Source organism: Mesorhizobium sp. M0040 (assembly GCF_040323505.1).
Lineage (GTDB): Bacteria > Pseudomonadota > Alphaproteobacteria > Rhizobiales > Rhizobiaceae > Mesorhizobium.
Genome location: NZ_JAMYVA010000003.1, coordinates 257,885 through 278,834, shown reverse-complemented (window position 1 = coordinate 278,834; position 20,950 = coordinate 257,885). Strand labels below are relative to the sequence as shown.

The window sequence follows — 20,950 nt, the reverse complement described above, 5'->3', positions numbered from 1 at the left end:
AGCGCCGTCCGGCTCTACTGCACTTCGTAGCCGACTTCCTCGCTCGCATGGCAGAGCGCTTTCCAGAACGAGCGGGCAAACGAACGGAACACATAGATGTCGAACTGATCGGCGCCGGTGCGCTGGATCTGCGCGAAGATGTCGTGATGCATGGTCGAGCGGCCGGCGCCGATCGGGAAGGCCGGCAGCGCGAAGTCGATGGCGAAGAATTTCGCCAGCACCCACTCGGCCTTCGGCCCGGCGATACGGATCGCGGTGCGGCCGTGCGAAAGGTCGGTCACCGTACCGATGGCCGAAGTGACGACATCGGCAAAGGCCGGCGCCAATCCCTCGGCTTCATCGACCACAGTGAACTTTCCCGGCGCAAAGCCGAACACCGACCTGGCGCCGTTCGTCACACCGCCACCGGCGCCGTCGGGCAAAGCCAGGCCGGTGACCGCATGGATGCCGGCCATCAACTTCTTCTCCTCGCCGGGCCAGGCGGCGAGCTGCAGGATCGAACCCGGCCTGGTTTCGGAGAGGATGATTTCGACACCATGCTCGAAATTGCCATGCGAGCCCGGATGCAGCACCGGCTCAAGCGGTGATTGGCGTTCAACCATGCATGCGGCTCCCGTCCGGATCGAAGAAATGGTTGGAGACGATCTCGACCGGCCCGAACCGGTTGCGCAACGGGTCGGAAACGTAGGCACGCGAGCCTCGCCGCGCCTTGCCGCCCTTGACCAGGGCAAGCGCGATATATTTGCCCAGCGCCGGCGAATAGCAGCAGGCGGTGATGTGGCCAAGCGAGCCGTGCGGATTGGCTTCGTCAAGCTCCTCGACGATGTGTGCGCCGCCATTGAGCGGCTGGTTGTCGAGCGAAACAATACCGACGAGTTCCAGGCGGTCGGGCGCGATCAGCCCCTCGCGGTCCATCATCGCCGAACCGATGAACGGCTTCTTCTTCGACAGCATCCAGTCGAGATGCAGGTCGCGTGCCGTGGTACGGCCGTCGATCTCGGCACCGGTGACGTGGCCTTTCTCGATGCGCATGGTGCCCAGCGCCTCCAGCCCGTAGGTCACCAGCCCGAACGGCTTGCCGGCTTCGATCAGCGCCTCCCAGACATGGGTGCCGTAGCCGGCGCCGGAGTAGACCTCGAAGGCCATTTCGCCGGAGAAGGACAGCCGGCAGATCATCACCGGCACGCCGGCGATTTCGCCGTGGACGATGCCCATGAAGGGCAGGGCGGCATTGTCGACGGCGGTGCCGCTGACGCAAGCAGCCAGTATCTGCCTTGCCTTCGGCCCGCCGATGGCGGCACCGGCCCATTGGTCGGTCACCGAGGTGACGTGGACCTTCAGCGCCGGCCAGATCACGTCGAGGAAATATTCCAGATGCTGCATCACCTTGCCGGCATTGGCGGTGGTGGTGGTCATCAGGAAATCCTGCTCGCCGAGGCGCCACGTGGTGCCGTCGTCAAAGGCGAGACCGTCCTCGCGCAGCATCAGCCCGTAGCGCGCCTTGCCGACGGCCAGCGTCGAAAACATGTTGGTGTATACGCGGTCGAGGAATTCCGCCGCGTCGGGGCCTTGCACCGCGATCTTGCCCAATGTCGAGACATCGACGATGCCGGCGCTCTCGCGCGTGGCTCTCGCTTCGCGCACATAGGCCTGCTCGATCGTCTCGCCGGGATGGCCGTAGATCATCGGCCGATACCACAGGCCGGCGGAATACATGGTGGCGCCGTTGGCGACGTGCCAGTCATGCATCGGCGTCAGCCGCTCGGGCTTCAGATCGCCGAAGCGTTCGGCGGCTAGCGAGCCGATCGACACCGCCGAAAAGGGCGGGCGAAAGCGCGTCGTACCGACCTCTGGGATCGGCTTGCCGAGCGCCTCGGCCATGATGGCCAGGCCGGGTATGTTGGAGCTCTTGCCCTGGTCGGTTGCCATGCCGAGCGTGGTGTAGCGCTTCAGATGCTCGACCGAGACGAAGCCTTCGCGATGCGCCAGCCGCACGTCATCCGCCGTCACGTCATGCTGGAAGTCGACGAAGCTCTTTCCTTCGGCCTTGATCTCGAACACCGGCGCCGGATCGGGATCGCCAGGTGCTGCCTCGACGGCAGGCAAGGCCGCCGGCGTGGCGGTTGCGCCCGCTGCGGAAAGACCGGCGGCGCGGCCTTCGGCGATCGCCTCGGCGGTGGAGAAACTGCCGGTGAAGGCGCCGGCGCCGATCCATTGCCGTGTCGTCGGCTTGGGCGGCAGGAACGCTTGCAATGCTTCGTTCCATTCCGCTTTGGCTCCGGCCTGGCTGGCCAGATGAATGGTCGGCGACCAGCCGCCCGACATCAATAGGCAATCGGCGTGGATGCTGCGCGCATCGCCGGAAAGCGCGCCGTTGACCATGTCGAAGCGCTGCACCTTGAAGCCGGAAAGCGCCTTGCCGCCCTCGGTGGCGATCACCGCGTGGCCAGAAAGGATCTCGGCCTCCGCTTCGCCGGCCAGCTTGCGCATTTCGCTCGAAAGTTCTGGGCGCACGTCGACGATGGCGACGACCACGGCGCCGGCCTTCTTCAGCGCAAGCGCGGAGCGGTAGGCGCTGTCATTGTTGGTGAACAGCGCGACCCTGTCGCCCGGCAGCACGCCATATTCAATGGCATAGCGCTCGGCAGCATGCGCCAGCATTACGCCTGGCCGATCGTTGCCCGGAAAGACCAGCGGACGCTCCAGGGAGCCGGTGGCCAGCACCACCGACTTGGCGCGGATCGTCCAATAGCGATGGCGCGATTCGCCCTTGCCGGGCGTTTCCTTGTGGTCGGTGACACGTTCGAGCGCGGCAAGCGTGTTGCCGTCATAATAGCCCCAGACGGTGGTGCGCGGCAGCAGGCGGACATTGTCACGGCCTTCGAGCTGGCCAGCGGCGCGCGCTGCCCAGTCGGCGGCCGGCATGCCATCGATCGTCTCGCCCGACCAATTGGCCGAGCCGCCGAAATGCGGCTCGAGCTCGGCCAGGATGACGCGTGCACCCTGATCGGCAGCCGCCCTGGCGGCCATCAGCCCCGCCGGGCCGGAGCCGACTACCAGCACATCGCAAAACGCGTTCATGCGTTCGTAGCGCGCCGTATCGGGAGCCGTGCCTGCCTTGCCCAGGCCGGCGGCACGGCGGATGAAATGCTCACAGAACATCCAGAAGCGAGTGCCCTTCAGCGGACCGATCACCGGTCCCATGAAGGTCTTGTAGTAGAAGCCGGCCGACAAAAGCTTGCCGCCGAGTTGGTTCACGGCACTGACGTCCCAGGCAAGCGAAGGGAAGCGGTTCTGGCTGATTGCGACCAGCCCGTCATAAATCTCGACCATTGTGGCGGGGATGTTCGGCTCGCGAACCTCGCCCCTCAACACTGTGACCAGCGCGTTCGGTTCCTCGACGCTGGCGGTCAGCACGCCGCGCGGGCGGTGATATTTGAACGAACGCCCAAACAGGGTGACGCCGTTGGCCAGCAGCGCCGAAGCCAGCGTGTCGCCGGCATGGCCGGTATAAGGCGCGCCGTCGAAGGTGAAACGGATGGTCCGCAGCCGGTCGATGCGGCCCCCGGCCTCTGTACGGCGCGGGCTCATGGCTTGTCCTCGGCCCGGTGCCGCGCAACCGAGTTGTGGTCGCCGCGCGCGAACGCGGTGCTGGAGATCTCGTGCGTCAGCGTGTTGCGCACGACCCGGAGATGGGCGCGGCAGCCGCCGGAATGCTGCCAGATCTCATTGTGGTCGCCGGCTGGATTAAGCCGGTCGTAGACATAGGCGTTCCAGGCGTCGAGGTTCTGCGAGGCGGGCTGTGGGCGCTGGCGATTGCCGTCGCCCTGATAGGTGAATTCGATCACGTCGCGCGGGCCGCAATAGGGGCAGGTGATGAGCATGGATCTCTTAAACTTCTCGTTTGACCATGATCTTGTCCGAAAACCGGTTTCCACTTTTCGGGATCATGGCCTAATGCAGCCGGGGCGTGGCGCCCTGGCCCTTGTCGTCGATCACCAGGCCACGGTAGAAGCGGTCGAGCGTGAAGGCCGCGTTGAGACCGTGCGGCTCGTCCTTGGCAATGGTCCAGGCAAAGCACCAGCCGGAAGCCGGCGTCGCCTTGAAGCCGCCATAGCACCAGCCGCAGTTGAGATACATGCCCGGCAGCGGACCGGTGGTGATGATTGGCGAGCCGTCCATCGACATGTCGCAGACGCCGCCCCATGAGCGCAGCATGCGGACACGGGCCAGCCCAGGGAACAGCGCCAGCATCTCGCTCATCACCTCATCGACGATCGGCAGGCTGCCGCGTTGGGCGTAGCTGTTGTAGCCGTCGAGATCGCCGCCATAGACAAGGCCGCCCTTGTCCGATTGCGACATGTAGAAATGGCCCATGCCGAAGGTCAGGACCGTATCGATGAACGGTTTTAGCGATTCCGTGACGAAGGCCTGCAGCACGTGGCTCTCGATCGGCATCGTCTCGATGCCGGCAAGCCGCATGACCCGCCCGGTGCTGCCGGCAACCGCGACCGCTACCTTTTTTGCGCGGATTTCGCCGCGCGTTGTCGTGACGCCGGTGATGCGGTCGCCGTCGCGCAGGAAGCCGGTGACCTCGCAATTTTCGATGATGTCGACGCCGCGGCGATCTGCGCCGCGCGCATAGCCCCAGGCGACGGCGTCGTGGCGGGCGGTGCCGGCGCGCCGCTGCATCAGGCCACCGACGCTCGGGAAACGCGCGGTGGCTGAGACGTCGAGCGCCGGCACCAGGCGCGCGATTTCGGCCGTGGTCATCAGTTCGGCGTCAACGCCGAGATGGCGCATGGCGTTTCCGCGCCGGGCATAGTCGTCGAGCTGAGCAGGTGTGTGGGCGAGGTTCAGGCAGCCGCGCTGCGAGAACATGACGTTGTAGTTGAGGTCATGGGCCAGGTTCTCCCACAGTTTCATCGAATGCTCGTAAAAGCGCGTGTTGGCCGGCAGGAGATAGTTGGAACGGACCGCCGTGGTGTTGCGGCCGACATTGCCGGAACCGAGCCAGCCCTTCTCCAGCACCGCGACATTGGTGATGCCGTGCTCCTTGGCTAGGTAGTAGGCGGTCGACAGGCCATGGCCGCCGCCGCCGATGACGATCACGTCGTAGGACGCCTTCGGGTCGGGCTTGCGCCAGGCCGGCCTCCAGTCCTTGTTTCCGGTCAGCGCGTTCTTGAGAAGCGAAAAGGCCGAATATTCCGCCATTCTTATTGTCATCCATTTCAGGCTTTGCGGCAGACTATAGAGCAGGCCGCCAACGCAAAGCCAAGATTGCGCCATCGCTTTTCGACTCCCCGACTTCGACTGGATTGGCCGACTTCGATTGGATTGGCCGACTTCGATTGGCGGACTTCGAAAACGAGCCGCCTGGCATGACTTGCCCCGTGATATGAGCGTCTTTATCAAGGACGTGCTTCAAAACTGCCGCTGCCGTCCGCGAGTCGCCAGAAAAATCATGTTCTTTCGCTTACTCCGCCTGGTCCTGATCGCTGCGCTTGTTGTCTTGGCGCCGCCGTCGTTCGACGCGATGGCGCAGGCGCTCGGGCAGGGTGCCGCCGGGCTGGTTACAGACCAGCAGAAGGTCATCCAGAGCCTGACGGCCAAAACCGACGGTCTCGAGAAGAAGATACAGCAGGACGGCCAAGACGATGCCACCCTCGTGGAAATCCGTCTGCAATTGGAGGATCTGTCGCGGGCGGCGCTCACCAGCGCACTGGCATTCCGCTCGCGTCTCGGCGATATCAACGATCGGATCGAGACGCTGGGACCTCCGCCGGCCGCGGGCCAGCCGGCCGAGCCCGACATCGTGACCGGCGAACGCCAGGCGCTGGCTTCCGAAAAAGCCGAGATTAACGCCGTCATTGCCAGCGCGCAGAACCTGTCGATCCGCATCAGCGGGCTGATCGAGAAGATCGGCAACATGCGCAGCGAGCTGTTCCGCAATCAGCTCACCAAGCGCTACGTGCTGTCCGATGCATTGAGCCCGGAGGTCTTTTCCGACGCCAATGACGAATTTACCAGTTTCTACAAGGCGGTATCGTCCTGGCTGAGCTTCGCCTTCAAGTTCAAGTTCCAGGCAATTCTTGCCGCGACGTTGATGGCGCTTGCGCTGGCCGCTGTGCTTTTTGTCGGCGGGCGGCGCCTGTTCGGCCGCGTCTTCGAAGCCGATTCTTCCGTCGAAGATCCATCCTATCTCAGCCGCCTGTCGGTGGCGTTCTGGTCGACATTGCTGCCGTCGCTGGCGGTTGGCGCCTTCCTTATCTCGACGGTCTTCTTCTTCAATTATTACAATGTCTTGCGCGGCGACATCGGCATCTTCCTGAATTCGCTGGTTGCCGTTATCGCGGTGGTGTTCTGCGTCAACCGGCTGACCAATGCGGCGCTGGAACCGCAATTGCCGAACTGGCGTCTGATCCCTGTCGAAACCGGCCCGGCGCGCTGGCTGGTGCGGCTGACGACTGCCATGGCCGTCGCCATCGGCATCAATTATTTCCTGTCGGTCGTCAACGACAAGATGGGCTCGCCGCTATCGCTGACCATCGCCAGAAGCTTTGTCGCCACCATCAGCGTCGGCGTCATCCTGATCCTGATGGGGCTGCTGAAGCCGTTCAAGGCTGCCGACGGGAGCTGGCGCCCGTGGCCGGCATGGCTGCGCTACACCGCCGTCGCGCTAGGGCTATTCACCATAGCGTCGGCGCTGCTCGGCTTTATCGGCCTTGCTATTTTCGTCTCGGTGCAGGTCGTGGTTACCGGCACTATCCTGGTCACCGCCTATATCGGCTTCCTGTCGGCGCGGGCGATCGGCATGGAAGGTGGTTTCGCCAACACTTCGATCGGGCGCTGGCTAGCGGCCAATTCAAGCTACGAAGAGACCGCGCTCGACCAGCTCGGGCTTGTAGTCAGCGCCGCCATAAACATCATGATCGTGCTGGTGTTCCTGCCGCTGATCCTGTTGATGTGGGGCTTCCAGCCCGGCGACATCCAGGCCTGGGCCTACAAATTGGCGACGGGCCTCACCATAGGCTCGGTGACGATCTCGGTCACCGGCATCCTCACCGGCGTCGTCGTCTTCATCATCGGCTATTTCCTGACGCGCTGGTTCCAGGGCTGGCTCGACGGTTCGGTGATGGCGCGCGGCCGGGTCGACACCGGTGTGCGCAATTCGATCCGGCTGGCGGTCGGCTATGCCGGCGTCGCGGTCGCGGCACTGGTCGGCATCTCGGCGGCCGGTATCGACCTCTCCAATCTCGCGTTGGTCGCAGGCGCCCTGTCTCTCGGCATCGGCTTTGGCCTGCAGAATGTCGTCTCCAACTTCGTCTCGGGCCTGATCCTTTTGGCCGAGCGGCCGTTCAAGGTCGGCGACTGGATCGTCGCCGGTGACATCAGCGGCACGGTCAAGAAGATCAGCGTGCGCGCCACCGAGATCGAAACGTTCCAGCGGCAGTCGGTGATCCTGCCCAATTCAAACCTGATCAACAATGCGGTCGGGAACTGGACGCACCGCAACAAGCTCGGCCGCATCGATATCAAGGTCGGCGTCGCCTATGGCAGCGACATCAAGCACGTGCATGGCGTCCTGTTGGAGATCGCGCGCAGTCATCCGCTGGTGCTGAAAAACCCCGAACCCTTCGTGCTGTTTTCCAATTTCGGCCCGGCCGCGCTCGAATTCGAGATCCGCGTATTCCTGGCAGACGTTCTTAGTGGCAATATCGTCCAGAACGACATCCGCTTTGCCATCTTCGATGTGTTCGCCGACCAGCATATCGAAATTCCGTCGACACCGCGCGCCGTCGTCGAGACCAAAAAGCACGAAGCGTGGCCGATCGACGACGACAAGATCGAAGTCGAATTCGCCGAGCGGGAACAAGCAAAAGCCCTAGCGGCGGTCGAGGCGAAACGTCTCGCCAAGTCGGGACGCAAGGTACGGAAGCCCGATCCTGACTAGCTGATTGGAGCTTGCCCTCAAGCCTTCGGAAACCAATTGCGGCATGAATGCGGCATTCAGTTGCCGTTCAGCTTGCATTGCATATAAGCTCACCTGCAAACGGCGAGAATGCCTTGCGAAATGCAACAGAGGCGGTGGCAACACCGATACTGCAAAATGTGGAAGTCTCTCGTCGCCGCCATCGCTTTTCTGGCCGTGGGCGGTTCGGCCCATGCCGCCAGCGCGGTCAACAAGGACGCCGAGACCCGCACGCTGATCGTGACGGAAGGCGGCGGCAAGACCGAGTTGGCGCTGGCCGCTGGCGAAACCGTGGAATTTTGCCCGAGCGGCTGTTTTGTTACCTTGCCGAATGGCGACCTCGAGGCGCTGACCGGTTCGGAGACGATTGAGATCTCGGGCGGCGTCGCGCGCATCAAGTAAAGTCGACGCCATGATTTTTGAAGGCCGGGCAAACGCCCGGCCTTTTATTTGCTTCCGGTAATCGGCGATGAAGGTATGCACTTTTCTTCGAAGCTGCGCAGGACGGGCTCTAGCAGCGCCTTCGTACCAAGCAGGGCGAAGGCGTAGGTCTAACTGCATTCGACGGGCTGGTGGCGCGGGCTTTTTTGGCGATGTCGCAAACAGGCTGCAAGCGCGGCGCCGCGCCGCCCTATAGTCTGCTCGCAATAGCATCTTGGAGTCGCGGGCAATGGCAGGGTTTCCGGAAAAGGCGAAGGTCGTCATCGTCGGGCTGGGCGGCATCGTCGGCGCATCGGTCGCCCATCACCTGATCGAGCGAGGATGGGACGATATTGTCGGCATCGACAAATCAGGCATCCCGACCGATATCGGCTCGACGGCACACGCTTCCGACTTCTGCTACACGACCAGCCATGATTTCCTGTCGTGCTGGACGACGCTCTATTCCATCGATTTCTACGAAAAGATGGGTCACTACGCGCGCATCGGCGGCCTCGAGGTCGCCCGCGTCGGCGACGACGCCCGCATGGCGGAGATCAAGCGCAAGATCGCCTCGGCGAAGGCCTTCGGCACACGCGCCCGCCTGATCGATCCCGCCGAGATCAAGGAAAAATTCCCGCTGATCGAAGAACAGATGGTACAGGGCGGCCTGTGGGATCCCGACGCCGGCCTCGTCATCCCGCGCTCGCAGACCGTCGCCGGCAAGCTTGTCGACCAGGCGGAAGCTTCCGGCAAACTCAGGGCGTTTGCCAATACGTCGGCCAGGTCGCTCGTCATCGAGAACGGCCGCATCAAGGGCGTGGTGACCGACCGCGGCACCATCGAGGCCGACTATGTTGTGGTCTGCACCGGCATCTGGGGACGGCTGATCGCGGAAATGGCGGGCGAGGACCTGCCGGTCATGCCGATTGACCATCCGCTTACCTTCTTCGGGCCGTACACTGAGTTCGCCGGCACCGGCAAGGAGATCGGCTGGCCGCTGCTGCGCGACCAGGGCAACTCGGCTTACATGCGCGATACCGGCGACCCCAAGACCGCCGAAGGCGGGCAGATCGAATGGGGTTATTACGAAGAGACCAATCCGCGCCTTTGCCATCCGCGCGATATTCTCGAGAAAAACGAGGCGCGGCTTTCGCCGTCGCAACGCGATCTCGACATGGAACAAATCCTGGCGCCGCTCGAGCGCGCCATGGAACTGACGCCGATCCTGGGCGAGCTGGGCTACAATGAGAGCCATTCCTTCAACGGCCTGCTGCAGGTGACGGCGGACGGCGGCCCCTCGATGGGCGAAAGCCAGAAGGTCAGGGGCCTATGGTATGCCGTTGCGATCTGGGTCAAGGACGGCCCCGGCATGGGCAAGCTCATCGCCGACTGGATGACGGACGGCCGCACGGCGATCGACCACCACGCCATCGACTATTCGCGCTTCTATCCGCACCAGACGAAAGAGCAGTTCATCTGGGACCGCTGCACCGAAACGGCGATGAAGGTCTACAACCCGGCTGTCCATCCGCGCGAACCCTTCTCCAAGGCCCGCAATGTCCGCCGCTCGCCCTTCTGGGAGCGCGAAAAGGAACTCGGCGGCTATTTCATGGAGCTCGGCGGCTGGGAGCGCGCCCACGGCTACGCCGCCAACGAGCATCTGCTCGAGAAATACGGCAACCGGGTGCCGGTGCGCCAAAACGAATGGGATAACCGCCACTTCTGGCGCGTCTCGAACGCCGAGCATCTCGCGATGAGCGAGGATTGCGGCATCGTCAACCTGTCGCATTTCGCCATGTACGACGTGGAAGGCCCGGACCATGTCGCGCTGATGGAATGGCTGTGCGCGGCAAAGATCGGCGGTGACGGCAATATCGGCAAGGGCATCTATACCCATTTCCTCGACGAGGAAGGCATGGTGCGCGCCGACCTGACCGTCATCCGCATGGCCGACCGCTGCCGCGTCATCGACGGCGCTGATGCCGGGCCGCGCGACTTCCAGTACATGCGCCGGACGGCAGAGGACAAAGGCTTCGACGTTACCGTCACCGATGTGACCGAGAGATATGTGACCGTCGGCATCTGGGGTCCGAACGCGCGGGCAACATTGGGCAAGGTCGTGGAAAACCCCGACGGACTGACGCCTGAGAATTTTCCCTTTGCCGCGATCAAGCCCGTCAGGATCGCCGGCAAGGACGTGACCGCCTTCCGCATCTCCTATGTCGGCGAGCAAGGCTGGGAACTGCATATGCGCTACGAGGACGGCCTGGCTGTCTGGGACGCGCTGCGGTCGACCGGCGTGATGGCCTTTGGCGTCGAGACCTATGCCAACAGCCGCCGCATGGAGAAGAGCCTGCGCCTGCAAAACGCGGACCTCTTGACCGAATACAATCTGCTGGAAGCCGACCTTGCCCGTCCGAAAGTCAAGGAGGCCGATTTCTGCGGCAAGGCAAAGCATCTGCAATATCGCGCCCGGGTGCATCAGCCGGCCATGCTTTGCACGCTTATCATGACGGACAATACAGATTCGAATGGTGTTCCCCGCTATCCGGTTGGCACGATGCCGGTGATGGACCCGCAAACCGGTGAGACGCTCGTCGACGAGCTCGGCCGCCGCTCCTTCACGACCTCGGTGGCCTATGGTCCGACCCTCGGCAAGAACATCGCGCTCGCCCACCTGCCCTGGGCGTATTGCCAGGAGGGCCGCAAGCTGAGCGTCGAATATTTCGGCGAGAAGTACCCGGTCGAAGTGGCCGCCGTCGGCTACAGGCCGCTCTACGACCCGGAGAACCTCAATCCGCGCAGCTAAGCGTTGCTTGCCTGCCGATTCTCCACACAGGCAAGCCGAGCAGTGCCAGCAGGACCTGAATGCAGAAGCCCGATTCATCGTCGGGCTTTTCGCTTTGTGGAGCGATGATTCTCGCTTACCGTCGCGCTGCGATTGGGGGGTGCCTTTGCGGCGGATCGGCTGGGACAGAAAAAACGATGCGCTTGTGTTTCAGCTGAACCGGAATATCCCGGTTCGCGTCAGCTGGACCTTCGCAATTCCCATTGTGCTGCCCTTCCTGAACGAGTGGGCGAGCCGACCCAAGGATGCACTGATCCATACCTCTATCTTTGCAGCGCTTCTGTTTGCGTCGATATTTCTGGACGAACTGGCACACGCCTGGATCGGACGCCGACAAGGCGTCGCCACTGACAGGATAGAATTAAATCTCTTCGGCGGGCTCACGCGTTTCAAACGCGCCGCAGCGCCATCGCCTGCCTAGGCGCGGATTGCGATAGCGGGTCCCCTGGCGAACGTCGCGCTCGCCGCGTTTTTCGATGCGGCCTATTATCTGGTTTTTGGAGAACTCATCCAGTTGCGCCCGAAAGGCCATTCGGGTGGCTGCCGTCAAGGTCGGCCGGTCCTCTGGAATGGACGCTTTGGATTGGCGCATTGTTGAACGTGTCACTTATCATTCTCAACATCCTGCCCGCCTACGATCTGGATGGCGGCGTGATTGCAAGACATTTGTTCCTGAGACGCTTCGGCGTCCGCCGGGCCGCGCAGATCGTCGGCATCTGCGGCATCGTACTTTCAATTCTGCGTTTTGCGATCATCTTGCCTGCCGCGGTTGCAGGTATTCTGTTGTGGCTTCCGCCGTCATTCAAGCCGAACTGGAGGGCAGCGCGCGGGGTCGGTGCTAGAAAACCGAAGCCGGACCCATCCTCCGAGACGGATGTCGAGAAGGCCGTGGAGTGGCGGGGACGGGGCGGGCACCGCATCCACCAATGAAATTCGTTTTCCGGCGGTTCGCAAAAATGTGACCGAATGAGCCCGGGTCTCCACCGGGCTTTTCTCTTTGTCGATCGGCGATTTTCGCTTACCGTGCGGCATGTCTGGTTTTGCCCGTGCAAGACATCTCGTCTCGGGTGCCGCCGCGCTGGCGTCGGTGCTATGGCTGACTGCAAACTCCCGCGCCGCCGAGCCGGTCGACGTCGAACTGGTGCTGGCAGTCGACGTTTCGCTGTCCATGTCGCCGGACGAGCTCGAAATCCAGCGTCATGGCTATGCGGCGGCGCTGACGCATGACGATGTCCTGCAGGCAATCGGCGAAGGCGCTCATGGCAAGATTGCCGTCACCTATGTCGAATGGGCTGGCGCGACCTGGCAGCAGGTCGTCGTGCCGTGGACGGTGATCGCCAATCGTGCCGACGCCGAGCGGCTGGCAGCGCAGCTTTCCGCTCATCCGCCGGCCAGTGCCAGGCGCACCTCGATCTCCGGCGCGCTGGAATTCGCCAGCGATCTCTTTGCTGAAAGCGGCTTCCAGGGCGTCAAGCGGGTGATCGACATTTCGGGTGACGGCCCCAACAACCAGGGCGCACCTGTCGATATCACCCGCGACGCCGTGATCAAGCAAGGCATCACCGTCAACGGCCTGCCGCTGATGACCAGGGGCGGGTTCAGCAGCGCTTACGATGTCAACAATCTCGACCGCTACTACAGCGACTGCGTCATCGGCGGGCCGGGCTCCTTCATGATCCCGGTCAATGACTGGACGCAGTTTCCGGAGGCCATCCGCCGCAAGCTGGTGCTGGAGCTTGCCGGTCCGGCCTCGCCGCAGCGAGCGGCGGAAGAGGCGGCGCATCCGCCATTGGTGCTGGCACAGGACATCCCCGTCACCGACTGCCTGGTCGGCGAAAAAATGTGGCGCGACCGCAGCTGGATGTACGACAGCCGCTGATGGCGGAGTTTGCTGTCGATAGTGACATACCGCAGTGCAGCATCTGCTTCATTGACAAGCCTGCGGGCGTCTGTGACACAATTCCCCATCCGAACACATAAAAGGGGAACCGACATGAACAGGATCGGAATTCTTGCCGCAAGCTTGACGCTTGCCGTCGGATTGTCCGCGCCGGCGATGGCCGCCACATCGGTCAGCATCGGCATCAGTGGATGGACCGGCTTTGCGCCGCTGACGCTCGCCAAGCAGGCCGGCATCTTCGAAAAGCACGGCCTCGACGTCACCTTGAAGAAGGTGCCGCAAGCCAGCCGGCCGCTCGCCATCGCCAGCGGCGACCTGCAATGCGCCGCCACCACGGTCGAGACCTGGCTGGTCTGGAACGCCAATGGCGTGACGACCAAGCAGATATTCCAGCTCGACAAATCCTACGGCGCGGACGGCATCGTCGCCCGCAACGACATCAAGACCGTCGCCGATCTCAAAGGTAAGTCGGTCGCGTCTTCGGCGCCGGGCACCTCGCCCTATTTCATGCTGGCCTGGGTGCTCAACAAGAACGGCATGTCGACCAAGGACGTGACGGTCGTCAACCTGGAGCCGGATGCGGCGGCGCAGGCGTTTCTCGCCGGCCAGAACGATGCGGCGGTCACCTATGAGCCGTTCATCTCGGCGGTGCGCGAAAAGTCCGACCAGGGCCATATCCTTGTGACCACTCTCGACTATCCGATGGTGCTCGATACCGTCGGCTGCACGCCGGAGTTCCTCAAGGCCAATCCGGATGCGGGCAAGGCGCTTGCCGACAGCTATTTCGAGGCACTCGACCTGATCAAGAGCGATCCGGCGAAATCCTATGAGACGATGGGTGCCGACGTGAAGCAGTCGGCCAAGGAATTCGAAGAATCGGCCAAATACCTGAAATGGGCCGACAAGGCTGAAAACAAGCAGTTCTTCACCAAGGAATTCCAGGACTTTTCCAAGACCGCCGGCGAGCTTCTGCTGCAGATGGGCTTGATCAAGGAAGCGCCTGACGTCTCGACATTGGCCGACACCAGCGCCGTCGCCGACTAACCGGCAGGATTGTCGCCCGGCGGCGGCGCGTGCGCCGCCGCTTTTTCATTCAGATCAGAGGACGGTCGAAGATGCCGCGCCCCTTGCATCCGGTCTCGCCGGGCATTCGAACCGTGCTCGGCATTTCGTTCTTCGTGCTGTTCGTGGCGTTCTGGGCGTGGATCACGCTTGGCGGCCATGTCAATCGCATTTTCCTTGCCGATCCGCTGTCGATGGTGAGAGACGGTTGGCGGCTGCTGGTCGAGGACCGCTTCTGGCTCGACATCCTTATCACCATCTGGCGCGTCTTCGGCGGGTTCCTGATGGCGGCCATCGTTGCCGTGCCGCTCGGCATCGTGATGGGTGCCTGGAAGCCCGTGGAGGCGTTTCTGGAGCCGTTCGTCTCCTTCGCCCGCTATCTGCCGGCATCGGCCTTCATCCCGCTGCTCATCCTGTGGGCGGGCGTTGGCGAGCTCGAAAAACTGCTGGTGATCTTCGTCGGCTCGGTGTTCCAGATCATCCTGATCATCGCGGTCAAGGTCGGCGGCACACGGCGCGACCTGGTCGAGGCGGCCTACACGCTTGGCTCGTCCGACAACGGCATCGTGCGGCGCGTGATCATGCCGGCCAATGCGCCGGAGATTGCCGAGACCCTGCGGCTGGTGCTCGGCTGGGCCTGGACCTATGTCATCGTCGCCGAGCTGATCGGCTCGTCGTCGGGCATCGGCTACATGATCATCAACAGCCAGTCGCGGCTGGCGACAGGGCAGATCATCTTCGGCATCATCGTCATCGGCCTGATCGGGCTGTTGTCCGATTTCGCCTTCAAGGCGCTCAACCGTTGGCTGTTTCCATGGAGCCTGGCGTGAGCAAGCTGCTCATCGAAGGCGTCTCGCGCACCTTCGCCGGTGTCGGCGGTGGGCAGCCGGTCAAGGCGCTGATGCCGATCGATCTGGCGGTTGCCGCCAACGACTTCATCACCATCCTGGGGCCATCCGGCTGTGGAAAGTCGACGCTGCTCAGGATCGTCGCCGGCCTCGAAGCGCCGAGTGGGGGACGTGTTCTGCTCGACGGTAGGGTGGTGGACCGGCCCGGTCCAGACCGCGGCATGGTTTTCCAGTCCTATACGCTGTTTCCGTGGCTGACGGTCGCCGAGAACATCGCCTTCGGCCTGCGCGAACGTGGAATGGCCGAGCACGAGCGCAGCGAAATCGTCGCTTCTTACGTCGATCTCGTCGGGCTGAGAGGTTTTGAAAACCATTGGCCGAACCAGCTTTCCGGCGGCATGCAGCAGCGCACCGCGATTGCCCGGGCACTGGCCAACGATCCGGAGATCCTGCTGCTCGACGAGCCGTTCGGCGCGCTCGACAACCAGACCCGCGGGCTGATGCAGGAACTGCTTCTCGGCATCTGGGAGCGCCGGCAAAAAACGGTGCTGTTCGTCACCCACGACATCGAGGAGGCGATCTTCATGGCGTCGCGCGTGGTCGTGATGACGGCACGGCCGGGCCGCATCAAATCGGACGTTGCCGTCGACCTGCCGCATCCGCGCCACTACACGCTGAAGACCAGCCCGGAGTTTTCGGCACTGAAGGCGCGGCTGACGGAAGATATCCGCGTCGAGGCGATGCGCACGGCGCAGATATAGTCGGGTCAGCAAGGCGCCTGAACGGCTCAGAGACTTCGTAAGTCCTTGATAAGCACGTAAAGATGCAGCGGGTCCGTCGGCGATTGCGCGAATCCGTAGTGCTCGTAAAACGTGCGGGCGCCGTCGTTCTTGGCGTGGACGACGACCGCGCGGATACCTGCAATATCGGCCGCCTGCAAACTGCGCAGGACGGCATCGCGCAACAGTCCGCCGCCGACGCCTTTGCCTTGCCAGTCCAGACTGACCGCAAGACGCGCCAGCAGCATTACAGGCACCGGATGGCGTGCGAGACCTTTCGTCAATCGCTCGGGCGCACCCTCATATTTAACTTCACCAACGACCAGGGTATAAAAGCCGATTACATCTTCGCCAGAGAGACCAATGTAGGTCAGCGAAGCATTGGCTTGCTGGTTTTGGAATGCATAGCGTACGAGAAAGCGATTGAGCGGTTCTTCACCGCAGTCGAACATGTCCACCAAATGCTTGCGGGCCAGTTTCTCGATCTGGAATTCGCTCACGCTGGATCGCGACCGGAAAAGATGCTTGGTTCGTTCAATAGGCGCTTGAGGCGGGGGAGATCACGCGTTGGCGCGTCGAGCGCTGCCATGAACGCGACCCATTTTTCGGCATCGAGATGGAGGCTGCGCCGGTCGGCTAATGTTTCTTCGGCTCGCGCAAGCGCGCTTTCAAGCACGAAATCGCTGAGCGAACGGCGTTCAGTCGCGGCGGCGGTTGCGAGTGTACGCTTTGCCTGGGGGGTAAGGCGCAAGTCCAGTTTTTCCGATCTGGTGGTTCTGGTCGTCATTGGTACCTCTCGATTGAAGGATACCACATTTCGCCAGACAATGTCATGACAATTTCGGCCGCGCCCGCGAAACGTGCTGGATCAGGCCGCCAGAAGCTGCTTGCGGTCGACGCGTTCCTGTTGCGGCGAGCGGGCGTACAACTCGCGATAGCATTTGGAGAAATGCGAGGCGGAAACAAAGCCGCAGGCGACCGCGACTTCGACCACCGGCAACGACGACTGGATCAGCAGGTGCCGGGCGCGGTCGAGGCGGATCTCCAGATAGTAACGGGCAGGGGAGCGCCCCATCTCGGTGCGGAACAGGCGCTCAATCTGCCGGCGCGACAGGTCGACATGGTCAGCGACCTCGATCAGCGAGAGCGGCTCGGAGAGATTGGCTTCCATCAGCTCGATAATGGTCAGAACCTTGGAATTCTGCACGCCAAGGCGGGCGCGCAGCGGCAGGCGCTGGCGGTCGGTCGGGCTGCGCACACGATCAGTCAGCACCTGCTCGCAGACGCGGTTGACGAGGCTTTCGTCGAAATCGTCGCCGATCAGCTTCAGCATCATGTCGAGCGCCGCGGTGCCGCCGGCGCAGGTGTAGATGTTCTGGTCGATCTCGAAGAGGTCGGCGAACACGTTGGCCTTGGGGAACGCCTCGGAAAAGCCCGGCAGGTTCTCCCAATGGATGGCGCAGCGCTTGTTGGACAGCAGGCCTGCGGCGGCCAGGATATGCGCGCCGGTGCACAGGCCGCCGACGGCAACGCCCCGATTGTACTCCTCGCGCAACCAGGCGAAGGCCGATTTGTTCTGGTAGCGCTCGACATTGATGCCGCTGCAGACGATGGCCATGTTCGGCCGGTCCGGTCCGGACATTTTCTTGCGCTCTTCCTCTAGCGAGGTGTTGACGGCGCATTCGACGCCGTTCGAGGCGCGCACCGGCTTGCCGTCGATGCTGGCGAGCCGCCAGCGATAGGCTTCATAGCCGAGCATGCGGTTGGCCGAACGCAACGGGTCGAGCGCCGTCGCGAAGGCAATCATGGTGAAATCGGGGACCAGGAAGAATACGAACGATCGCCGGATCGGGTGCTTTACGACGTTCACGGGTAGATCCTCACGCTGCAATGGCGCGAACAGGATGTCGCGATTAGCATAGCGACATCAGGAAAGACGTTTCCTGTCAATTGGCTAGATGGCAACGGAGCGACTTTATTTGCGACACGGGTCGCAAATGGGCAATCGCTATGCGGCGAAGGACGCGACATGCCGCCGGATCGAGCAAACGAGCCTACGCAGTCTGCGCACACGAAAACGCCGCCTCGGCAAAACCGAAGCGGCGCTGGATCGACTTCGAAGCAGCGCTAGGCTGCTTCCGCCGGGATTGCCGCGTCTCAGGCGACGAAGCCGAGGCGCGCGGCAGCCATGGCACCGGTCTGGCCAGGCATGGTGTTGGCCAGGCGCTGGCGCTCGAGCGCGGTCGTCAGGTTCATTTCGCGACGGGCAAAGAGGCGGGCAAAAAGCTTCATGATCATCTCCATTCGGTTGCTCAGACGGGTCGCCTTCGCTTGATGGAGTGGGGCAGCTCGTTTGTTGATGATGATATAGGCTTACGTGAGGGGAAACTAAATCGCAAAAGCGAAGCACTTGATATGAAAAGCGACACGGAATGCGACAAATTTGGGCATTCTGCCCCGGATTTTCGATTATTTACAATGTGTTGATTGCCAGTGCGGGCTGCTATGCGACTTGCTCATATGCGGCATGCGACGGCGACATGGCTCGGGAAAATCATTGGAGTACAAACAAAAAGGCCTGCCGGGCTGATCTGCGCGGCAGGCCTTCAGCTGTTGATACACACGGTTTACTTTGCTCCAGCCCAGGATCCCACACCATGGCGAGTGCCGGCCTTAGCATCGGCAGCTTCGGGCCAGCCGATATCCTTCTGCAGTTCAATCGGCAGCGCGCGGATGGCGCGTTCCGTCTGGTAGCGGGCACGGGCCTCGCTGAACTCGGTCGCGATCCGACCGATGGATGACAGGATAGACATCTCATTCTCCTTCGCGTTGGGCCAGGTTGTCCCGGCGCTTGCAGCGTCAGGCGGTACACCGGGTTTGTTTCAGCTTCATTTCGTGTCGATTGCAGGTCCGTGTCATGGTTGTTTCGGGACCACTTCGATGCGTCCTGCCTTCGATGGAGTTGACTATCCTCCCAAACTGATGTTCAATCAAACGAAATGGAATGATGGTTTGCATCAGAAAAATTGAAGGTCGCTTGCCATGAACGCCCCACTCAATCATCCGCTGCCGCTGCTCGATCTGGATGTTCTGCGCACTTTCGTCGCGATCGCCGAGACCGGCAGCTTCACCACTGCGGCCAATGCGGTTTTCCGCACGCCGTCGGCCGTCTCCATGCAGATCAAGAAGCTGGAGGACATTCTCGGCCGCTCGGTGTTCGCGCGCGACGCCCGTTCGGTGACGCTGACCACCGATGGCGAGATGCTGCTCGGCTATGCGCGCCGGCTGCTGTCGATCAATCGCGAGGTGGTGTCGAAGTTCATCATTCCAGACATTGTCGGGGTGGTGCGGCTCGGCTCGCCGGACGATTACGGCGAACGTGTGCTGCCGCATGTGCTGAAGCGGTTCGCACAGTCGCATCCATCGATCGCGGTCGACGTCACCATCGACCAGAGCGTCAATCTGCGCCGGCGCATGGACGACCGGGCGCTCGACATCACGCTGCTCACCAACTCCTACAAGACCAGCGCGATCGGCGCCGAAGTGCTGCTCACAGAGCCGATCGTCTGGGCCGGTGCCAAGGGCGGTTGCGCGCATCTGCGCGAGCCGCTGCCGGTCTCATTGTGGGAAGAGGGCTGTGCCTGGCGGGCAGGGGCATTGGAGGCGCTTGGCCGCGAGGGCCGCAACTACCGTATCGCCTATATGAGCGCGCACACGGCCGGCCAGCGCGCCGCGATCATGGCGGATCTTGCGGTGGCGCCGCTGCCGAAATCCTTCCTCGGCAGCGACATGGTCGAGCTGTGCCCGAAGGACGGCATGCCTGACATCGGCACCTACAACCTCGCCATGGTGGTGACGCCGGACGCCAGCGCGCCGGTGAAGGCAGTCGCCGACCATATCCGCGCGACGTTTGAGATGTTCAGGGAAACTGGGAAGTTCTGAGCCAAACTACGACCTGAGCGGCGCAACCAGATCGCGAGGGGTTCCGTCGCGGTCTGTCCTCTGCAGCCACAACTCTCCTGCCTTGGCATGATAACTGTCAGTTTCGTTGGTCAAGAAGGCCACTATGCTGTCCCGCGCGCGTCGCGCCTCCGGCATGTCGATCAACGGCCAGACATGGAACATGCCTTGCTCGTGGACGACCTCAATTTCGACGCCGGCCGCGCGTGCCTTTTCCGCGAAGATCAGATTGTCGGGGGTGAGCAGATCGCGTGAACCGGTCAGCAGCAGCGTTTTGGGCAGCACCGACAGGTCGCCGTAAACCGGGCTGATGCGCCAGTCGGTGGGATCTATGCCGGCGCTGTAAAGCCGGATCGCCTCGCGGCCGCCGGCAATGCCCAGCCACGGATCGTTGCGTTCGGCCTCATACATTTCTGGGTTGGCGAGCGACACGTCGAGACCGGGCGAAATCAGCACGTGGCGTGATGGCAAGGGCAAGCCATTTTGCGCAGCCATCATCGTCAGCACGACGGCCATGTTTCCGCCGGCGGAATCGCCCATGAAGATGATATCAGTCGCCCTGGTTTCGCCGAACATCTGGCAGTAGACGGCGCCGACCATGCCGAACATGGCGTGAAAGTCGTGTTCGGGAGCAATGGGATAGATCGGCACGGTGATACCGAACCCGAGGCGGTCGGCCATGTCGGCGATCAGCCGCCAATGATAGGGTGTGATTTCAAAGACATAAGCGCCGCCGTGCAGGTAGAGAATCCGCCTCCGCTCACCAGCCTGGGGAGCGATCTCGTAGACGGGAAAGCCGTTGATCGTGCGGGTTGTGATCTCCAGGCGCGACCGCAGCGACGCAGGCGGCTGATGGTTTTCCGTCTTGCGCGCATAGGCGATCCAGCGCTGCAGGTTCTCGGGGCTGGAAAACGCCTTCTTGCGGCTGTACCTGAGGACGAACGACACGACGTGGCTTTTGAGACTGGGCATGCAGATACACGGACTTCGGCTGAGCCGACTAAGAGAACCCCCGACTATTTCGAAGATTGTGTCGCCACCAAAAAAGTCAAGATTGATGCAATCTCAACACGGTCGTTTGATCCCAGCTGTCGACAAAGCATCCGGCCATGAAGTCTCTGGCCTACCGGCGCAGCTCAACGCCGCGGCAGCAACGCG

The 20,950-nt window shown here is 62.4% G+C and carries 20 protein-coding genes; 10 read left to right on the top strand and 10 right to left on the bottom strand.

Annotation, left to right across the window (positions count from 1 at the left end; genetic code table 11):
• Nucleotides 1-14: 14 nt before the first annotated feature.
• From NKJ91_RS04625 to NKJ91_RS04610, 4 genes are all read right to left on the bottom strand, one after another.
• Nucleotides 15-602: a sarcosine oxidase subunit gamma gene (locus NKJ91_RS04625; RefSeq protein ID WP_352454630.1), complete on the bottom strand. Its 588-nt coding sequence runs from the start codon at nucleotides 600-602 to the stop codon at nucleotides 15-17.
• Nucleotides 595-3,591 carry a sarcosine oxidase subunit alpha gene (locus tag NKJ91_RS04620; protein WP_352454629.1) on the bottom strand — a complete coding sequence of 999 codons (2,997 nt, stop codon included), beginning with the start codon at nucleotides 3,589-3,591 and terminating at the stop codon, nucleotides 595-597. Before NKJ91_RS04620 ends, NKJ91_RS04625 begins: the two co-directional genes overlap by 8 nt.
• Nucleotides 3,588-3,884 carry a sarcosine oxidase subunit delta gene (locus NKJ91_RS04615; RefSeq protein WP_023676536.1) on the bottom strand — a complete coding sequence of 99 codons (297 nt, stop codon included), beginning with the start codon at nucleotides 3,882-3,884 and terminating at the stop codon, nucleotides 3,588-3,590. The genes NKJ91_RS04620 and NKJ91_RS04615 overlap by 4 nt, the downstream gene beginning before the upstream one ends.
• 70 nt (nucleotides 3,885-3,954) lie before the next feature.
• Entirely contained in the window at nucleotides 3,955-5,214 is a 1,260-nt protein-coding gene (locus NKJ91_RS04610) for a sarcosine oxidase subunit beta (RefSeq protein WP_352454628.1), read from the bottom strand.
• Nucleotides 5,215-5,464: 250 nt separating this feature from the next.
• Between NKJ91_RS04610 and NKJ91_RS04605 the strand changes: the two genes are divergently transcribed.
• The 9 genes from NKJ91_RS04605 (at nucleotide 5,465) to NKJ91_RS04565 (ending at nucleotide 15,814) form a co-directional block, all read left to right on the top strand.
• Nucleotides 5,465-7,954: a mechanosensitive ion channel family protein gene (locus NKJ91_RS04605; protein ID WP_352454627.1), complete on the top strand. Its 2,490-nt coding sequence runs from the start codon at nucleotides 5,465-5,467 to the stop codon at nucleotides 7,952-7,954.
• A gap of 156 nt (nucleotides 7,955-8,110) precedes the next feature.
• Entirely contained in the window at nucleotides 8,111-8,374 is a 264-nt protein-coding gene (locus tag NKJ91_RS04600) for a hypothetical protein (protein WP_023676533.1), read from the top strand.
• 268 nt (nucleotides 8,375-8,642) lie between these two features.
• Complete coding sequence (locus tag NKJ91_RS04595; RefSeq protein WP_352454626.1) at nucleotides 8,643-11,204, top strand: GcvT family protein; 2,562 nt, start codon at nucleotides 8,643-8,645, stop codon at nucleotides 11,202-11,204.
• A gap of 7 nt (nucleotides 11,205-11,211) precedes the next feature.
• The gene (locus NKJ91_RS04590) at nucleotides 11,212-11,664 is read left to right on the top strand and encodes a zinc metalloprotease (protein ID WP_352454625.1); all 453 of its coding nucleotides are present in this window, start codon (nucleotides 11,212-11,214) and stop codon (nucleotides 11,662-11,664) included.
• Nucleotides 11,604-12,173 carry a site-2 protease family protein gene (locus tag NKJ91_RS04585; RefSeq protein ID WP_352454665.1) on the top strand — a complete coding sequence of 190 codons (570 nt, stop codon included), beginning with the start codon at nucleotides 11,604-11,606 and terminating at the stop codon, nucleotides 12,171-12,173. The genes NKJ91_RS04590 and NKJ91_RS04585 overlap by 61 nt, the downstream gene beginning before the upstream one ends.
• A 100-nt stretch (nucleotides 12,174-12,273) precedes the next feature.
• Nucleotides 12,274-13,122, top strand: a complete 849-nt coding sequence (locus NKJ91_RS04580) for a DUF1194 domain-containing protein (RefSeq protein ID WP_352454623.1) — start codon at nucleotides 12,274-12,276, stop codon at nucleotides 13,120-13,122.
• 114 nt (nucleotides 13,123-13,236) lie between these two features.
• The gene (locus NKJ91_RS04575; RefSeq protein WP_352452114.1) at nucleotides 13,237-14,187 is read left to right on the top strand and encodes an ABC transporter substrate-binding protein; all 951 of its coding nucleotides are present in this window, start codon (nucleotides 13,237-13,239) and stop codon (nucleotides 14,185-14,187) included.
• A 71-nt stretch (nucleotides 14,188-14,258) separates the two neighbouring features.
• Complete coding sequence (locus NKJ91_RS04570; protein ID WP_023676527.1) at nucleotides 14,259-15,035, top strand: ABC transporter permease; 777 nt, start codon at nucleotides 14,259-14,261, stop codon at nucleotides 15,033-15,035.
• Nucleotides 15,032-15,814 carry an ABC transporter ATP-binding protein gene (locus NKJ91_RS04565; RefSeq protein ID WP_352454622.1) on the top strand — a complete coding sequence of 261 codons (783 nt, stop codon included), beginning with the start codon at nucleotides 15,032-15,034 and terminating at the stop codon, nucleotides 15,812-15,814. Before NKJ91_RS04570 ends, NKJ91_RS04565 begins: the two co-directional genes overlap by 4 nt.
• Before the next feature lie 26 nt (nucleotides 15,815-15,840).
• Here NKJ91_RS04565 and NKJ91_RS04560 read toward each other — a convergent pair whose 3' ends face one another.
• The 5 genes from NKJ91_RS04560 to NKJ91_RS04540 all read right to left on the bottom strand — a co-directional run bounded on the left by NKJ91_RS04560 (nucleotide 15,841) and on the right by NKJ91_RS04540 (nucleotide 18,645).
• A complete protein-coding gene (locus NKJ91_RS04560) occupies nucleotides 15,841-16,332 on the bottom strand; it encodes a GNAT family N-acetyltransferase (protein WP_352454621.1) in 492 nt (163 codons plus the stop codon).
• On the bottom strand, nucleotides 16,329-16,619 hold the full coding sequence (locus NKJ91_RS04555) for a type II toxin-antitoxin system TacA family antitoxin (protein ID WP_352454620.1): 291 nt from the start codon (nucleotides 16,617-16,619) through the stop codon (nucleotides 16,329-16,331). Before NKJ91_RS04555 ends, NKJ91_RS04560 begins: the two co-directional genes overlap by 4 nt.
• Before the next feature lie 81 nt (nucleotides 16,620-16,700).
• On the bottom strand, nucleotides 16,701-17,639 hold the full coding sequence (locus NKJ91_RS04550) for a GlxA family transcriptional regulator (RefSeq protein WP_348625928.1): 939 nt from the start codon (nucleotides 17,637-17,639) through the stop codon (nucleotides 16,701-16,703).
• A gap of 350 nt (nucleotides 17,640-17,989) precedes the next feature.
• Nucleotides 17,990-18,124, bottom strand: coding sequence for a hypothetical protein (locus NKJ91_RS04545; protein WP_013894968.1), 135 nt, complete (start codon nucleotides 18,122-18,124; stop codon nucleotides 17,990-17,992).
• Between the two features lie 335 nt (nucleotides 18,125-18,459).
• Complete coding sequence (locus NKJ91_RS04540; protein WP_352452109.1) at nucleotides 18,460-18,645, bottom strand: hypothetical protein; 186 nt, start codon at nucleotides 18,643-18,645, stop codon at nucleotides 18,460-18,462.
• Between the two features lie 229 nt (nucleotides 18,646-18,874).
• On the opposite strand from NKJ91_RS04540, the gene NKJ91_RS04535 reads away from it, so the two are divergent.
• Entirely contained in the window at nucleotides 18,875-19,774 is a 900-nt protein-coding gene (locus tag NKJ91_RS04535) for a LysR substrate-binding domain-containing protein (protein WP_023676521.1), read from the top strand.
• 6 nt (nucleotides 19,775-19,780) lie between these two features.
• Here the strand turns inward: NKJ91_RS04535 and NKJ91_RS04530 are convergent, their stop codons facing one another.
• Nucleotides 19,781-20,764, bottom strand: a complete 984-nt coding sequence (locus NKJ91_RS04530) for an alpha/beta hydrolase (protein ID WP_352454619.1) — start codon at nucleotides 20,762-20,764, stop codon at nucleotides 19,781-19,783.
• Between the last annotated feature and the right edge of the window lie 186 nt (nucleotides 20,765-20,950).

Bases quoted from the DNA above. Each gene is read 5' to 3' on its own strand.
- NKJ91_RS04625 (WP_352454630.1), bottom strand. From the start codon at position 602: ATGGTTGAACGCCAATCACCGCTTGAGCCGGTGCTGCATCCGGGCTCG.
- NKJ91_RS04620 (WP_352454629.1), bottom strand. From the start codon at position 3,591: ATGAGCCCGCGCCGTACAGAGGCCGGGGGCCGCATCGACCGGCTGCGG.
- NKJ91_RS04615 (WP_023676536.1), bottom strand. From the start codon at position 3,884: ATGCTCATCACCTGCCCCTATTGCGGCCCGCGCGACGTGATCGAATTC.
- NKJ91_RS04610 (WP_352454628.1), bottom strand. From the start codon at position 5,214: ATGGCGGAATATTCGGCCTTTTCGCTTCTCAAGAACGCGCTGACCGGA.
- NKJ91_RS04605 (WP_352454627.1), top strand. From the start codon at position 5,465: ATGTTCTTTCGCTTACTCCGCCTGGTCCTGATCGCTGCGCTTGTTGTC.
- NKJ91_RS04600 (WP_023676533.1), top strand. From the start codon at position 8,111: ATGTGGAAGTCTCTCGTCGCCGCCATCGCTTTTCTGGCCGTGGGCGGT.
- NKJ91_RS04595 (WP_352454626.1), top strand. From the start codon at position 8,643: ATGGCAGGGTTTCCGGAAAAGGCGAAGGTCGTCATCGTCGGGCTGGGC.
- NKJ91_RS04580 (WP_352454623.1), top strand. From the start codon at position 12,274: ATGTCTGGTTTTGCCCGTGCAAGACATCTCGTCTCGGGTGCCGCCGCG.
- NKJ91_RS04575 (WP_352452114.1), top strand. From the start codon at position 13,237: ATGAACAGGATCGGAATTCTTGCCGCAAGCTTGACGCTTGCCGTCGGA.
- NKJ91_RS04570 (WP_023676527.1), top strand. From the start codon at position 14,259: ATGCCGCGCCCCTTGCATCCGGTCTCGCCGGGCATTCGAACCGTGCTC.
- NKJ91_RS04555 (WP_352454620.1), bottom strand. From the start codon at position 16,619: ATGACGACCAGAACCACCAGATCGGAAAAACTGGACTTGCGCCTTACC.
- NKJ91_RS04550 (WP_348625928.1), bottom strand. From the start codon at position 17,639: ATGATTGCCTTCGCGACGGCGCTCGACCCGTTGCGTTCGGCCAACCGC.
- NKJ91_RS04545 (WP_013894968.1), bottom strand. From the start codon at position 18,124: ATGAAGCTTTTTGCCCGCCTCTTTGCCCGTCGCGAAATGAACCTGACG.
- NKJ91_RS04540 (WP_352452109.1), bottom strand. From the start codon at position 18,645: ATGTCTATCCTGTCATCCATCGGTCGGATCGCGACCGAGTTCAGCGAG.
- NKJ91_RS04535 (WP_023676521.1), top strand. From the start codon at position 18,875: ATGAACGCCCCACTCAATCATCCGCTGCCGCTGCTCGATCTGGATGTT.
- NKJ91_RS04530 (WP_352454619.1), bottom strand. From the start codon at position 20,764: ATGCCCAGTCTCAAAAGCCACGTCGTGTCGTTCGTCCTCAGGTACAGC.